This is a genomic window from Novosphingobium sp. PhB57 (genome assembly GCF_004342985.1).
Lineage (GTDB): Bacteria > Pseudomonadota > Alphaproteobacteria > Sphingomonadales > Sphingomonadaceae > Novosphingobium.
In genome coordinates, this window is the sequence record NZ_SMBO01000005.1 from 285,353 (window position 1) to 301,055 (window position 15,703).

The window sequence follows — 15,703 nt, forward strand, 5'->3', positions numbered from 1 at the left end:
CCATATAGCGATTCCGTCGACAAAGTCTTGGCCAGATTCGCCTCCTTCGCCACAAGCTCTTGTCCCCGCATCGAAAGACGTGAAAGGTTCATACACCATGACGACAGGCCGATCCGCTAGACTTTCGAGTGAGGACTACCGCCTGGCGGTCGCTTCGATCATCCGTAACCTCCAGAAGAACGGGGATTTGTCCGACGCCCAGCTGGCTACCCGACTGGGCTGCTCCACCGGGACGATCCGCAATGCGCGCGGCCGGGCGACGAGCCTCGATCCGCTGATTCTCGCGCGAATCGAACAGGAGTTCGGACCGGGCGCGATCGACCCCTTCCTGGCCCTGGGCAAAGTGCGCGCCGTGCCGCTGGCCGATGCCACCCTGCCGATGGACCCCGTCCTCGCCATCGTCGAAGCCCTGCACCGAATCGTCGAGGTCCAGTCCGTGGACAGCGAAGGCGGCTCGCGGATCACCGTGGCGGAGCTGCGCAAGATCATCGAGGAACTGCGCCACGGCCGCACGGCGCTCGACGCGCTGATTGCCCGCGCCGAGGCGATACGCTGACGGAACCGTCCGGAAATGGGACGCGGCGGGACCCGCGTGCCCGGAAAGCCGCCATTTCGCCCTGCCTGCCCGATTCGCCTCGCTTGCGTGCCGGCTTGAGCGCCTCGCCCTGAGTAGCTAGGCTGGCGCCAGGCACAGGGTCGCGAAACTGCATGACTTCAGACGAACGCCGGTTGGATGGCTGGAAAGCGATAGCGGCCTATTTCGGCAGGGACCGCACCACGGTCGCGCGGTGGGCGCGCGAACGGGGACTGCCGATCCACCAGCTTCCCGGTGGCAAGCAGAAAACCGTCTTCGCCTATCGGCACGAACTGGCGGAATGGGAAAGCCGCAATCCCGGCGTGGAAGAAGGCGCTGCCGGACCTGCCGCCGAAGCCGCGCCATCCCCGCCCGCATCGACATCCCTACCCCTGCCGCCCCTGCCTCTCGCCGCGTCCGTTCCGGCCCGCAAGCGCTGGTCCTGGCCCGTGGCGCTGGCGATTGCGCTGCCGCTTCTGCTGGCGGCGGGACTGCTGGCCTGGCCGAAGAACCGGCATGAACAGCTTCCCCGCGATCCGGCGGCCGCGCGCGACTTCATCGCTGCGCGGGACGCCTGGGCCCATCGCCGCCCCAAGGACCTGGAGGCGGCGATCCAGCTCTACGGCGCGGTGATCGCCCGCGAGCCGGGCTATGCCCCCGCGCGCGCCGGACTGGCCGAAACCTGGCTGATCTACCGTGAATATGGCGATGTCAGCGACGCGGAAGCCTTCGGCAAGGCCAGGATCGCCGCGGCCAAGGCGCTCGAACTCGATTCGGGCCTTGCCAGCGCACACCGCGCCGAGGGGTTCATCGACTACTGGTGGGACAACGACCCCGCCGCCGCGCTCAAGGCCTTCGCCGACGCCCTGCATGACGACGACAACGACGGGCTGACGTACTTCTGGCTGGCCAACATCCTTTCCGACCTTGGCGAGAGCAACCGGGCGGAGCGCTATTACCAGCGCGCCGTGGCGCTCCTGCCCGGATCCCAGCCGATCGCGGTGGAGCACGCCTGGGCCAGATGGCAGGCCGGCCATGATGCGCAGGCGCTGGCCGCTCTGCTCGATCTCAAGCGCACCTATCCGCAGGACGCCACGGTCAGCAGCTGCCTATCGTGGATCTATCTTGGCCAGGGCGACATCCACGGCTTCGCGCGGGAATTCGCGGACTTCGCCCGCCTGCGCCACGATCCCGCCACCGAACGACTCTCCGCCCGGATGACCCGCGCGGTCGCCGACGATCCCGCCCATGCCCACCGCCTGATGATTGCCGATGCCCTTTCCGAAATCGCGCAGGGCGGACGGCGCATTCGCCAGACACCGGCCTTCTACGCCGCGTCGATGAAAGACCGTGAGCAACTGGTGGAATTGATGCACGAGGCCGTCATGCTGGGCGAGCACTGGTACTCGCGCCCGGTCACCCGCCGGATCGAAGCGGGGTGGAAGGACGACCGCGAGGTCATGGACCTGCTGAAGCAACTGGTGCCGCCAGTGCCCAGGCAGGCCCTTCCCTGAGAGGAAAATCGGGTCAGGCGGAATGCCTTGAAAGGCCGGGTTTTCGATCTGTGTTCATGCGCACGCTCGGCAGGGATGCCATGCCCCTATCGTTCTGACTTTCTGATGCAATTCAGCGCTCTTCCGCAATTTGCAGCAATTTGCATCATCATAGAATCACGCGTTTCGTTGTATGACGTGTGCATGGGCGCCGGGGGCGGCAACTTCCAACGAAGTTGCGGGGATCGGGGGATCTGACCGGCCGGCGCTTGCAGAAAGCGACCCATAAACTGGCCCCGTCGGGTGTAGGACCCGCGGGGCCTACTTTTTGCGTCTGAAGATAGCGCTGCACTCAGACGACCCGCTTGCGCCAGTTCCAGCCATGGCCCGCGACCAGCAGCAGGCTGCCGATCACCGTCAGCGCCGTCTCACCCAGAAGGGCATGGTCGCTGTTCAGGATCGCCAGCACGAGACAGGCGATCCCGCCCACGCCCAGGATCGCCGGCCCAGCAGCGCCGTGCCGGCGATAGCCCAGCAGGAAAGCTGCCAGCGCCGCCGGGGCCACCAGCCCCAGCGCGGCAATATGGAACAGTTCGGACTGGAAGAACGCGCCCAGCAGCCCCGGCAGCAGGAACAGCAAGAGCGGCAGCGCCAGGCAGTGGATCATGCAGAGCGTCGAGGCCGAGATCGCCGTCGATTCCACAATGTCCGCCAGGAACCGCCCCCGGACATGGTCCCGGCTTTCGCAACGCTCGCTCATCGAATTCGGCTCCTGCTTGATCAAGTGATGATACAACATTACATTCTGACTGCTATTTGGCGATGCGATCTCCGTTGAAAAGGGCCTGCCGTGAAAAAAACTGCCATGAAGGAAGAACGGGAGCGCCCGGACGCATCCACGGCCCTGTCCGTGGGACCGGACGCCGAGGCGCTTCACGACATCGCGTGCGGCGACGTGGACCTGGCAATCTGGACCCGTGCGCTGGGCACCTCCTTGGCGCAAGAAGTTGAGACGCTCGATCTCGACCGTGCCGACGACCTGCTGCTGACGTGCCTTGCGGACCAGGCCGCGGCGGCGCTCGCCCCGCGCCTGATCGAAAGCGGCCATGCGCCCTGCCCGGCCCTGCTGGCCGATGTGGCGCTGCTGGCCCGCCTCCACGCCCGGGTGGCCGGAAAGCAGGGGGTGACGATCCGCCTCGAAGTGGTCGAGACCGACGCCTGCCGCAAGTTCCACGCCGACTATGTCACGCTCCGCACGATCACCACTTATCGCGGGGTCGGCACGCAGTGGAAACGCGTGGACCATGAACGCATCCATGCGCTGAAAGCGGGAGAAGTGGGCGTGTTCAAAGGCAGGCTGCTGCGCGAGCAACCGTCCATCCTGCACCGGTCACCGCCCATCGCAGACTCCGGTGAAACCCCCCTGGTGCTGGTTATCGATTCGAACCCGAGCCGCTAAGCGCTGCTCCACCGATTCGGTTCCCCGCAGAGCGACGAACGGTGCGCCCCGTGCGATCATCTCGCCGGGGCCGGGCTACCTTCCAAAATCAGAGACGTTATAACGTCCCCTCATGAAGAAGGTCTCCCTGGTCGCTGCCGCCCTCCTTTCCCTTGCCGCTCAAGCCTTTGCCAGCCCGGCTCTGGCGCAGCACCTGCAATGCGTGCCTTATGCCCGCGCGCAGTCGGGGATCGGCATCCATGGCAATGCGGCCACCTGGTGGGAACAGGCCCAGGGCAGCTACAAGCGCGGCCACTTGCCGCAGACCGGCTCCGTCCTCGTGTTCAAGTCCACTTCGGCCATGCCTTATGGGCATGTCGCGATGATCCGCGAAGTCGTGGACGCCCGCCATGTCCTGCTCGATCATGCCAACTGGTCCGGCCCCGGCGTGATCGAACACAGCGCGCTGGCCGAGGACGTTTCCGAGGCGGGCGACTGGAGCAACGTGCGCGTCTGGTACGGCCCCAGCCACGCCCTCGGTTCGCGTGAGAACCCCACCTTCGGCTTCATCTATGGCAGCAGCGGCACCGGTTCGGCCACCGAACTCGCCACGGCCAGGGATGACGACGAGGCCAGCAGCGCCGGCTGAGTTCCGCGAACCGGCGTCACTGCAAGATGTCTCATTTGTAACATATTGATAACACGCTCGATCGCGTATTGAGTAATGTTATTACATCACATTAGACGAAGCCTCCTAGCCGATCCCAGGGGGTTTTTTCTTGTCCGTTCGCATTCTGCACCGATCCGCCGTCTCGCTTCTTGCGCTGGTTCCCGCCGCCGCCTTTGCCGAGGAAGCGGCGCCTTCCGCCCCGCGTGAGATCCTGGTCACTTCCGCCCCGCTGCAGGAAAGCGCCGACGAAACAGCGACACCGGTGATCACGCTGACCGGCGACGAACTCGCCCACCGCCGCCAGGGCACGCTGGGCGAGACGCTGGCAGGCCAGCCCGGCATCCACTTCGACAACTTCGGCGGCGGCGCCAGCCGTCCGGTCATCCGCGGGCAGACCTCGCCGCGCGTGCAGGTCCTTTCGGACAGCACCAATGTGCAGGACGCTTCGGGCATCTCGGCCGACCACGCCATTACCGGCGAGCCGCTGCTCCTGCGCGGCATCGAAGTGCTGCGCGGCCCATCGGCCCTGCTCTACGGCGGCGGTGCGATCGGCGGGGCCGTGAACCTGCTGGATACCAAGATCCCGACCGAAGTGCCGGTGGGCGGCTTCACCGGCTCTGCCGAAGCGCGGCTGGGCACGGGCGACGACGAGCGCTCGGCCGTCGGCGGCGTGACCGTGGGAACCGGCTCGCTGGCCCTGCGCGTCGAAGGCGCTCACCGCGAGACCGACGACTACCGGGTGCCGCGCACCTTCGGCGAAAGCCGCGTGCCCGGATCCTGGAGCGAAAGCTCCACGTTCACGGCGGGCGGCGCCTGGATCGGTCCCGACGGCTATCTCGGCGCCAGTTATACGCGCGTGCGCAGCGAATACGGCTTGCCGGGCCACAGCCACGAATACGAAGGCTGCCACACCCACGGCATCAGCCTCCACTGCGGGTCGCACGATCATGCGGAAGAGGGGCATGACGAAGAGGGCCATGACCACGACGACGGCCACGATCATGACCACGAGGACGAAAGCATCTTCGTCAAGCTGCGCAGCGAGCGCTTCGACATTCGCAGCGACTATCGCGATCCGCTGCCCGGTTTCGAACGCGTCCGCGTCCGCATGGCCCACACGACCTACCGCCATGACGAGATCGAGCACGACGAGATCGCCACGACTTATCGCAACAAGGCCTTCGACCTCCGCTTCGAACTGACTCACAAGCCGCTGGCGGGCTTCCGCGGCGTCTTCGGCGTCCAGCACGCGGACAGCACTTTCAGCGGCATCCACGCCGTGACCGAGAACGACGTCAAGACCTATACCCCGTTCGACATCGACAACACCGCGCTGTTCCTGCACGAAAGCCGCGACTTCGGCCCGGTCCGCATCGAGGCGGCCCTGCGCCAGGAATGGCAGCGCATCCGCCCGCAAACCGCGCTATCCGCCTTCATGCCGGCCACTGCGCACGATCCCTTCTCGGTTTCGGCATCGGCGCTTTGGAAGGTGACGGAGGGCTACTCGCTGGCGCTGTCGCTCGCCCGCTCGCAGCGCGCGCCGAACGTGCAGGAGCTTTATGCCTTCGGTCCGCACTTCGCGTCGAACACTTATGAGATCGGCATGGTCACCGGCCGCACCTTCAACGGCATGGCCTCCACCGAAAACCGCTTGGAAACGGGCAAGTCGATCAACCTGACTTTCCGCAAGACCAGCGGCGCCACCACCTTCACCCTGGGCGCCTACCATCAGAAGGTGGACAACTACATCTACGGCCAGACCCTCGACCAGTATGAGGACTTCCGCCTGATCCACTATGTCGCGGCCGATGCCACCTTCACCGGCGTCGACGGCGAAGTGCGGCACCAGGTCATGCCCGAGGTGGGCGTGGCCGTGTTCGGCGACTATGTCCGCGCCAAGCTGACGGACGATCGCGGCAACCTGCCGCGCATCCCGCCCGGCCGCCTCGGCACGCGGGTGGACGCCGCGACCGGCCCCTTCACCGCCAATGCCGAATACTACCGCACGTTCAAGCAGGACCGCATCGCCGACTTCGAGACCGAAAGCCCCGGCTACGACATGCTGAACCTCACCCTTGCCTACAAGCTGGGCCTCGGTGCCGGGCGCTGGGCGGAAGTCTTCGCGCGGGGCAGCAACCTCACGAATTCCTTCGCGCTCAACCATGCTTCCTTCGTGAAGGACGCCTCGCCCTTGCGCGGACGCAACGTGGTGTTCGGCCTGCGCACCGGGTTCTAGAGGATCACTGCTCCAGGGGCCTTTGGCTGGTCGCAAACGTGAAGACCCGGGCAGATGCGGCTGGAGGGCGCTGCATCTGCCCGGGTCCGTTTCCTGCCGCGCCGTTCGCCGGGTCCCGTGGCGAGCGGCACGGCAGGATGAAGGGGAGAGTTCCCGCTCTCCCCTGCAACCGGGCCTGCAACCGGGCCTGCAACCGGTTCAGAGCTTGGCCTGCATACCCACGAAGATACGCTGGCCGGGGTAGTACAGCTCCACCGGCATGTCCTTGTTGATATAGGTCTTCGAATATTCCTTGGTGATGTTCTGCATCTCGAAGAAGACGTCGAAGTGATACTTCGGGAAGCGCAACGTGATCTTGCCGTCGAGGTAGCCTTCGCCCTTGCGGTAGATCGGGTTGTTGCCATTGGCGGCATCGAGCGCGTTATCCAGCCACTTCGAGCGATAGTTGTAGCTCATGCGGAAGTTGAGCCAGTCCTTGTCGTAGAAGAAGCTCGCATTGTAAGTGTAGGACGAAAGGCCCGGATATTCCTTGAGCGGCTCGTTGGTCGCGGCATTGGTCAGGTTGGTGCGAATGGCGCGGGCATAAGTAAAGTTGCCCGAGGCGCCGAAGCCGTCCAGCGGCTTGGGCAGGAAAGTGAACACCGTCTGCGCGCTCGCCTCAATACCGTCGAGCAGGGCGCCCTGGCCGTTGACCGGCTGGCGAACCGTGTACGTGATGCCGTCCTGGAACAGGTCCACCCCGTTGCGCACGGTGTTGCCGATCACGAAGCTCGATTCGTACTTCTTGTAGTAGCCCAGGCTCAGCATCGTATCCGCATTGGGATACCAGGCCAGGTTCAGTTCCCACTGGTCCGCGCGGTAGGGCTTCAGTTCCGGGTTGCCGGCCGTGCAGATGTCGTCGGTGCCGGAGATGGTCTGGTCGTCCACGCAGTTGATGTTCGGCACCAGATCGAGCGGCCTCGGCCGGGCCAGGTTCTTGGCATAGTTGGCGCGCAGGTAGAGGTTGGGCTGGAGTTCGAGGTTGGCGTTGAACGCCGGCAGGAAATCGGTGTAGCTGTTGGAAAGCGACAACTGCTGCGCGGCGATGACCACGGTTTCGGTGCCGCCGGTCGCGTTGAAGCGCGTCACCCGGCTGATATTGGTGCCAAGCCCCTTGTCCTCGGTATGGGTGAAGCGCAGGCCGGCATTGCCGGTGAGCCGCATGCCCAGGATCTCGGTATCGACATCCATCATCGCATAGCCCGAGAACACCTTCTCGGTGATCTGGGCGCTCGGGATCTGCGGATAACCGTCTGCGAAGCGCACGAGGTCGTGATCGAAACCGGAGAGATCGTAGATCTGCGACAGCACGTCGGAATTGAAATTGGGGAAGGCCAGGCGGCTGGGAATGCCCGAAGGCGCGTTCTTGAGGCCGGTGTAGAGCGGCGCGCCGCCCGTCACCCCGCCAATCGACGAGATCAGCGAGCCGTACTGCGCCGGCGTGATGAAATAAGTGTTGCCGTTGCGCGCTACGGCCGGATTGTTCTGGATCGTCGTGGTGTAGGACACGTTGGCGCTTGACTGGTAGGTCATGGTGGCCGGATCGATCAGGATCGAGCCGCCGCCCAGGTAGTTCAGGAACTTCTGCCGACGCGCCTGGGCACCGAATTCGAACTTGCTGATGATCGGGTGATCGATCTCCCAGTCCAGGTCCAGCTTCAACTGGTCTTCGGTGTTGTTATATTCGGCAGGACGGTATTGCACGGTCGGGCCGTAGACCGGAAGCACCTGGCCATTGGCGCCCGTGCGCGTGAAGTCGGAATAGGCGCCCGGATCGGAAGGGTCGAAGTTCGACGGGAACTGGAAGACCGGGATACCCTGCGCGTTGTTGCGGTCGATCACGATGCCCGACACGCTCGTGCCCAGCGAGATCAGGTTCGTCTGAGAATCGGTATGCGCCTTGGCGTGCGACCCCATGAAGTCGATGTGAACCCGGTCGAAGTCCCAGCGGAAACCGCCCGAGAAGTACTTCGAGTCCTGATCGTAGGAGAAATCGCGGCGCTGCACACCGATGATGTTCGCGGCGCCGTTCCAGTTCGGGGCCGCTGCCGTGCCCAGATTCACGGCGTTGAGCGCCGTGGTCACGCCGGTGACGACATGGTTCTCGTTCACCGTCGAGCTGCCCAGCGCCACCTGCTGGCGCGAAGTGCCGCCACCCGCGCCTGCGGCCAGCTGCGGATCGAGATTGAAGCGCTGGATGGCGCCCAGATCGACCGAATAGTTGACGTCCTGCAGGTTCTGGTTGCGCTTGTTGACCTGCACGTTGGCATAAGCGCGGAAGTTGGGCGCCACCTGGTATTGCAGCGTCAGGTCACCCGAGATGCGCTTGTCGTTGCGCACGAGGTGGCGGTAGCGCGGCACTTTGGGCGCCCAGTCGAAGAACTGCGTCTCGCAGGCCAGGCGGTTCGCGGTGGCCTTGGCGGTCGTGGAGCCACCCACGCCGGCGCAGCTTTCGTAAGTGTTGTAGGCATCGTAGAGCGGATCGGCGACGGTCTTTTCGGTCGAGTGATCGAAGTCGGCGATACGGCCCCAGTTCGTGTTGCTGATGTAGTCCTGCCGCGTGTTCACGTCGCTGTAGGTACCGTTGAACAGGATCCCCAGGCCGTCGATCAGGAACTTCGGCGTTCCGGCAAAGAACGACACGCGCGGACGCCAGGTCTCGGTGGTGTCGAGGTGCTGGCCCGATACGGTTGCGGAAAGGATCGGCTTCAGCAGGTCGAGCGGCTTGCGCGTTTCCACGCGCACCGTGCCGCCGATGCCGCCTTCGGTCAGGTCCACGGCATAGCCCTTGTAGACGTCGATCGACTTGACCAGTTCCGTCGCCAGTTCGCGGAAGTCGCCGGAGCGCTCACCGAGGGCGCTGACCTGGCTGACGCCGTTGATTTCCACGCGGTTGAGGTCAGGCTCGACGCCGCGGATGGAGACTTTCACGCCCTCGCCGAAGTCGCGGCTGAGCTGGACGCCGGTAATGCGGGCCAGCGAGTCGCCGATGTTCTTGTCCGGGAAACTGGCGATGTCGTCGGCAACGATCGAGTCGACGACGGTATTCGCCTGCTTCTTGCGGTTGATGGCCGATTGCAGCGAGGCACGGGTACCGACGACGACGATGTCGTTGGCAGTCGTGATGACTTTTTCGGCAGTCTTGTCGTCGATCCGTCGCGGCGCATCCTGCGCCGCTTCCGGAGCCGGCGTTTCGGAATTAGTCTGAGCATATGCGGGGAAGGAAACCGCCAGAGATCCGGCGAGAGCCAGGCCCGATACCCCTCTAAAGGCATGGCGACCGAGCTTCGTTGCTTGCGAATTCCTCGTATTTCCAACGGTATGCTTGCGCATATCCTATCCCCTCTTTTAGCCCTGTCGATCTTGTTTCGACGCTTTTGCATCGTTCGATCGAATCAGTTTCTAGACGGACACTTATTGAACCGATATGTGGGATGCAATGCTATAATTTGGACCAGAGTGGTTCCATAACCGGAGGATGTTGCAAATGGCGGCCCAAATCCGCGCGCTGGCCCTGATCCTGGGCCTCGTTTCATCCACTCCCGCTTTCGCCGCGACTCCGCCCTCACGACCGGCCGCGGAGCGGCTCGGCCGCGGAGCCGTGGCACTGCCGGCCAGGGACGGCGGAATCCTCGTGACCTGGCGGTTTCTGGCGGACGATCCGAAGAATGCGCGCTTCCGCGTGCTGCGCGGCGGCAAGCCGGTGCACGTTACCCGGACGGGCGAGGCGACGGCCTTCGTCGACACATCGGGAACCACCGAAAGCAGCTATGCGGTGGAACGCATCGGCGACCGCGCCGGTCCGCAGCGTGCCATGATGTGGGACAAGGGCTATCTCCCGATCCCGCTCTCCCCACCCGCGGACGGCGTGACGCCCGCCGGGGAGGCCTATTCCTACACGGCCAACGATGCCAGCCTGGGCGATCTCGACGGAGACGGGCAGTACGAGATCGTGCTGAAGTGGGATCCGAGCAACAGCCACGACAATGCCCATACCGGCTATACCGGCAACGTCTTCCTCGATGCCTACCGTCTCGACGGCACTCGGCTCTGGCGCATCGACCTTGGCCGCAACGTGCGCGCCGGGGCGCACTACACGCAGTTCCTGGTCTTCGACTTCGATGGCGACGGCCGCGCCGAAGTGGCGCTGAAGACGGGCGACGGCACGGTCGACGGCACCGGCAAGGTCATCGGCGATGCGAATGCCGACTGGCGCAGCAGCGGCGGGGAAGTGCCGCAGCAGGATCGCACCGGCGCGAAAGTGCTGGCGGACGGCACCAAGGTGGCGCCGATGCAGGGCCGCATCGTCAAGGGGCCGGAATACCTCACCGTGTTCGAAGGGCTGACCGGCAAGGCGCTGGCCACCGCGCCTTACGATCCGCCGCGCTATCCCGGCGGCAATCCCACGCCCGAGCAGCTCGCCGCGGCCTGGGGTGACGGCTATGCCAATCGCTCCGATCGCTTCCTGGCCGGGGTCGCCTATCTCGACGGGCATATGCCCAGCATGGTCTTCGGCCGCGGCTACTACGCGCGCACCGCGCTGGCCGCCTGGGACTGGCGCGGCGGCAAACTGACGCAGCGCTGGCTGTTCGACAGCTCCGCCACCGGAAACGAGGACTATGCCGGGCGCGGCAACCACCAGCTTTCCGTCGCGGATGTCGATGGTGACGGGCGCGACGAGGTGATCTACGGCTCGATGGCGGTGGACGACGACGGCAAGGGCCTCTGGACCAAGCCGCTGTTCCACGGCGACACCATGCACGTCAGCGACCTCGATCCGGCGCGGCCGGGCCTCGAAAAGTTCGGCGTGTTCGAGGACATTCGCCGCAACGGCGGGCTGGGCTCGGCGCTGCTCGATGCGCGCACGGGCGAAGTGCTCTGGACCACGCCTGCCGAGCAGGACACCGGCCGCGGTGTTGCCGCCGATATCGACCCGCGCCACTACGGCGCCGAGTTCTGGGGCTCCAATTCCGACCGCCTCTACGATACCAAGGGCCAGCCGATCGGGGCCCGCCCGCGCCAGATGAACTTCGCGATCTGGTGGGACGGAGACCTCCTGCGAGAGCTGCTGGACGGCACCACGATCTCCAAATGGAACTGGGAGCAGGGCACGTCCGACACGCTGCTTGCCCCCGAGGGGCTTGCCTCCAACAACGGCACCAAGGCCAATCCCGCGCTCCAGGCCGATCTCATCGGTGACTGGCGCGAGGAAGTGATCTGGCGCCGCGCCGACAACCGCGAACTGCGCATCTACACCACGCCTTTCGCCACGCCGCACCGCTTCGTCACGCTGATGCAGGACCCGGTCTACCGCCTGGGCGTCGCCTGGCAGAACACCGCTTACAACCAGCCGCCGCATACCGGGTTCTATCTGGGCGCGGGGCCGAAGGGCGAGCAATAGGGAGAGGCGGATAGCGGCATTCTTCGGCCGCCCGCTACTGACTTCCCCCTTCGTCATTGCGAGCGTAGCGAAGCAATCCAGGGCAGTTCTGCGCCGCTCTGGATTGCCGCGTCGGCTTCGCCTCCTCGCGGGTGACGAAGGGGTAGGGGAAGACAGGCGGGAGGGCCGAGCAAGCACAAATACCGCCGCACCCCTGTTGACGATTCGATCCACATAATGAAATATCATCCCACATAAGGCGCTCACGAAACGCCACATCCAAGGGAGAGACAATGAGCAAGCTGGTCTGGAGCCGCCGCGAGATGCTGGCCCAAAGCCTGGCCACGACCGCCGTCGCCGGTTCGATGGCACTGATGGCGGGCCGGGCGGATGCGGCCACGGCCGGGCCGGTGGAGCCGCTCGGCTCCGGCATAGCGCCGGGTGACGACGTGGTCTGGCTCGACGGCGGCGCTCCCCTCGCCCACGAAGGTCAGTCGTGGGGCCAGCCCTGGCCGCGCGGCACGCGGTTCGACAAGCGCGGCTACGTGCTCGAAGGCGCGGGCGGCACGCGTGAAGCGGTGCAGACCTGGCCGATGGCGTGGTGGCCGGACGGTTCGATCAAGTGGACCGGCCATGCGACCGGGGCGAACGGCGGGCGCGCCAATGGCCTGCGCGTGGTCGCCGGCAGCGCCAGGCCCGCGCAGACCCTCTCCGTGCGCGAGGCTGCCGATGCCGTGACCGTCACCGTCGGCCAGACCGTCTGGACCCTGGGCCGCTCAGGCGAGGCGCTGATCCGCTCCGCGCGCGTCGGCAATGCCGAAGTGCTGCAATCGGTGCGCCTGCTCGCCAGCGCGCAGGACCGGGCCGACGACGAGGACGGCACGCCCAATCTCGCCCGCTGGACCGGCACGATCGAGAGCGCCACGGTCGAACAGAGCGGCCCGATCCGCGCCGTCGTCAAGCTCGACGGCCGCCATCGCGGAACCGAAGGCGACTGGATGCCCTTCTCCGTCCGCCTCTATTTCCATGCCGGGTCGGACAGCGTGCGGCTGGTCCATTCGATGATCTTCGACGGCGATCCCGCCAAGCGCTTCCTTCGCGGCCTCGGCCTCGAAGGCGCGGTGCCGATGCGCGACAAGCTGCACGACCGCCACGTCCGCTTCGCAGGCGAGAAGGGCGGCCTCTGGGGCGAGGCGGTGCGCCCGCTGACGGGCCTGCGCCGCGATCCCGGCAAGGCCTTCCGCGACGCGCAAGTCGCGGGCGCGGCCACGCCGTCGCTCGACCAGATGGGCGCGGCAGTGCGCCAGAACCTGGAATATATCCCCGCCTGGGGCGACTTCCGCTTGCGCCAGCCCAATGCGGACGGCTTCTCGATCGTCAAGCGCACCAAGCCGGGCTTCGGCTGGATCGACGTCGATACCGCAGGCCGCGCGCCGGGGCTGGGCTATATCGGCGGGCCTTCGGGCGGCGTCGCGTTCGGCATGCACGACTTCTGGCAGCGCTGCCCGGTCGGCCTGGACGTGGCCGATGCCGCCAGCGACACCGCGCGCTTCACGGTCTGGTATCACGCCCCCGATGCCCCGGCGATGGACCTGCGCTTCTATCACGACGTCATGGGCATGGAGAGCTACGAGGCGCAGAACCTGGGCCTCGACGTCACTTACGAGGACTACGAGCCCGGCTGGGGCGATGCCTCCGGGATCGCCCGCACCACCGAGTTTCGCATCTGGGCCCTGCCCGCCACGCCCCCGCGCGAGCGGCTGGCCGCGATGGGTGCGGGGCTGGCCACGCCGCCGCGCATGGTCGCCAACGTCGCGCGGGTCCATGCGGCCGGGCTGTTCGGTCCGTGGAGTCCGATCGCCTCGGGCGGCCCCTTGCGCGGCAAGATCGAGACGCGCGCCAAGCAGGAACTCGATTTCTACATCGGCCAGGTCGACCAGCGCCGCTGGTACGGGTTCTGGAACTACGGCGATGTCATGCACAGTTATGACAACGACCGGCACGTCTGGCGCTACGACATCGGCGGTTTCGCGTGGGACAACAGCGAACTCTCCACTGACTTGTGGCTCTGGTACGGCTTCTTGCGCAGCGGCCGCGCCGACGTGTTCCGCCTGGCCGAAGCGATGACGCGCCATACCGGCGAAGTGGACGTCTACCACTCCGGCCGGTTCAAGGGCCTCGGCACCCGCCATGGCGTCCAACACTGGGCAGACAGTTCGAAGCAGCAGCGCATTTCCAACGCCGCCTATCGCCGCTTCTACTACTACCTCACCACCGACGAGCGCTGCGGCGATCTGATGCACGCGCTGGTGGGTAGCGACTATGCGCTGAAAACGGTCGATATCGGCCGCAAGGTCATGCACCGCGCCGACGCCAGCAAGCCGCCCGCCGGAACCGGCGCGGTAGTGGCCGAACAGCCGCTGCCCGACGGCCAGATCTTCATGCAGTTCGGCACCGTCTGGGGATCGATGCTGGGCGCCTGGCTGACCGAGTGGGAACGCACGCGCGACACCCGCTGGCGCGACCGGATCGTTGCGGGCATGCGCTCCATCGCCGCCCTGCCCAAGGGCTGGCTGGCGGGCGGCGCGGCCTTCGACCTTGCCTCCGGGCGCTTCGTGGGGCCGGGGAACGAAGTGAACATGAGCCACCTCAACGGCGTGTTCGGCGTGTTCGAGATCACTGCGGAACTGCTCGAACTCGTCGATGAGCCGGGTTTCCGCAAGGTCTGGCTGGACTACTGCGAGCTCTACAACGCGCCCGAGGCCGAATTCCGCGCCCGCACCGGCGCATCGGGCAAGGGCCGCGCGCTGACCCAGGCCCATTCGCGCTACACCGCCTATGCCGGGGTGCAGCTGGGCAAGCCGGACCTCATCAAGCGCGCCTGGGGCGAATTCTTCGGCGCGGGCGACCGCGAAGGCCGCGACCAGACGCGCGGCGCGCACAAGGTGACCGGCGCCGCCGTGCTCAAGCCAGTGGACGAGATCGCGGAAGTCTCCACCAACGATGCCGCGCAGTGGGGCATCGCCGCCACCGTGAACCTGACGCTGATCGGGGACGTGCTGGAATGAAGCGCTTCGCCGCCGCCTTGCTGCTCATGCTGCTTTCGGCGGCGGCGAACCCGCCAACGGACGACTTTCATCGCGGCCTTTCGCGCTGGCGCGTCGAGGCCGAGGCGCCTTCGCGCGTTAGCGCCCAGGACGGCGTCCTGGACATCGACGCGCCTAAGGGCATTTCGCTCTGGTGGACCGCCGAACTGACCGGCCCCGTCGCCATCGAATACGAGGTCATGGCGGTTTCGGAAGGCGGGCCGAACGACGCGGTAAGCGACGTCAACGCCTTCTGGATGGCCAGTGACCCCGCCGCGCCGGATGGATCGCCGCTCGCCCAGCCCCGCAGCGGGGCTTTCGCGGAATACGATAGGCTGAAGACCTACTACGTGGGCATCGGCGGCAACCGCAACACCACCACCCGGATGCGGCGCTATGTGGGCGAACCGGGCAACCGTCCCCTGCTGCCCGAGCACGATCGGTCGGATCCCGCGGCCATGCTGACACCGAACCGCTGGACGCCCATGCGCGTCGCCGCCGAGGGCGGACGGATCACGGTGGATTTCGGCGGCAAGCGGCTCTTCACGATGGACGACCCCGCGCCTTACGCCCGAGGCTGGTTTGCCCTGCGCACGACCAAGAGCCACCTGCGCATCCGCAATTTCCGGATCGTGCCCCTGGGCGCGCAGAAACGCAGCGGCGCCGCCCCGTGATGGCCGCCCCCACCGAGAGTGCATCCCACCCGCGCTTTCGAAGGTTGAGCTGCACGCGAACGCGCTGCGCGTTTGCGCCTTTGTGCAAAGCGAATCCGCGCCGTTCCGCAACA

General features: G+C 66.1%; 10 protein-coding genes. 8 read left to right on the plus strand and 2 right to left on the minus strand.

Annotation, left to right across the window (positions count from 1 at the left end; translation table 11 throughout):
- The first annotated feature begins 97 nt into the window (after window positions 1–97).
- The gene (locus EDF58_RS16670; protein ID WP_132267590.1) at window positions 98–556 is read left to right on the plus strand and encodes an XRE family transcriptional regulator; all 459 of its coding nucleotides are present in this window, start codon (window positions 98–100) and stop codon (window positions 554–556) included.
- Between the two features lie 152 nt (window positions 557–708).
- Window positions 709–2,088, plus strand: coding sequence for a tetratricopeptide repeat protein (locus tag EDF58_RS16675; protein ID WP_132267592.1), 1,380 nt, complete (start codon window positions 709–711; stop codon window positions 2,086–2,088).
- A gap of 331 nt (window positions 2,089–2,419) precedes the next feature.
- Here the strand turns inward: EDF58_RS16675 and EDF58_RS16680 are convergent, their stop codons facing one another.
- On the minus strand, window positions 2,420–2,827 hold the full coding sequence (locus EDF58_RS16680) for a MerC domain-containing protein (protein WP_165921456.1): 408 nt from the start codon (window positions 2,825–2,827) through the stop codon (window positions 2,420–2,422).
- Between the two features lie 90 nt (window positions 2,828–2,917).
- On the opposite strand from EDF58_RS16680, the gene EDF58_RS16685 reads away from it, so the two are divergent.
- The 3 genes from EDF58_RS16685 to EDF58_RS16695 all read left to right on the plus strand — a co-directional run bounded on the left by EDF58_RS16685 (window position 2,918) and on the right by EDF58_RS16695 (window position 6,411).
- Complete coding sequence (locus EDF58_RS16685) at window positions 2,918–3,526, plus strand: DUF1826 domain-containing protein (protein WP_132267595.1); 609 nt, start codon at window positions 2,918–2,920, stop codon at window positions 3,524–3,526.
- A 112-nt stretch (window positions 3,527–3,638) separates the two neighbouring features.
- Window positions 3,639–4,154 (plus strand): CHAP domain-containing protein, encoded by a 516-nt coding sequence (locus EDF58_RS16690; RefSeq protein ID WP_132267597.1) that lies wholly within the window; start codon window positions 3,639–3,641, stop codon window positions 4,152–4,154.
- A gap of 130 nt (window positions 4,155–4,284) precedes the next feature.
- Complete coding sequence (locus tag EDF58_RS16695) at window positions 4,285–6,411, plus strand: TonB-dependent receptor (protein WP_243654316.1); 2,127 nt, start codon at window positions 4,285–4,287, stop codon at window positions 6,409–6,411.
- Window positions 6,412–6,609: 198 nt separating this feature from the next.
- Here the strand turns inward: EDF58_RS16695 and EDF58_RS16700 are convergent, their stop codons facing one another.
- Window positions 6,610–9,783 carry a TonB-dependent receptor gene (locus EDF58_RS16700; RefSeq protein WP_132267599.1) on the minus strand — a complete coding sequence of 1,058 codons (3,174 nt, stop codon included), beginning with the start codon at window positions 9,781–9,783 and terminating at the stop codon, window positions 6,610–6,612.
- A gap of 154 nt (window positions 9,784–9,937) precedes the next feature.
- On the opposite strand from EDF58_RS16700, the gene EDF58_RS16705 reads away from it, so the two are divergent.
- From EDF58_RS16705 to EDF58_RS16715, 3 genes are all read left to right on the plus strand, one after another.
- Window positions 9,938–11,851 (plus strand): rhamnogalacturonan lyase, encoded by a 1,914-nt coding sequence (locus EDF58_RS16705; RefSeq protein ID WP_165921457.1) that lies wholly within the window; start codon window positions 9,938–9,940, stop codon window positions 11,849–11,851.
- A gap of 272 nt (window positions 11,852–12,123) precedes the next feature.
- A complete protein-coding gene (locus EDF58_RS16710; protein ID WP_132267601.1) occupies window positions 12,124–14,898 on the plus strand; it encodes a Tat pathway signal sequence domain protein in 2,775 nt (924 codons plus the stop codon).
- Entirely contained in the window at window positions 14,895–15,590 is a 696-nt protein-coding gene (locus EDF58_RS16715; protein ID WP_132267603.1) for a DUF6250 domain-containing protein, read from the plus strand. Before EDF58_RS16710 ends, EDF58_RS16715 begins: the two co-directional genes overlap by 4 nt.
- Window positions 15,591–15,703: the final 113 nt, after the last annotated feature.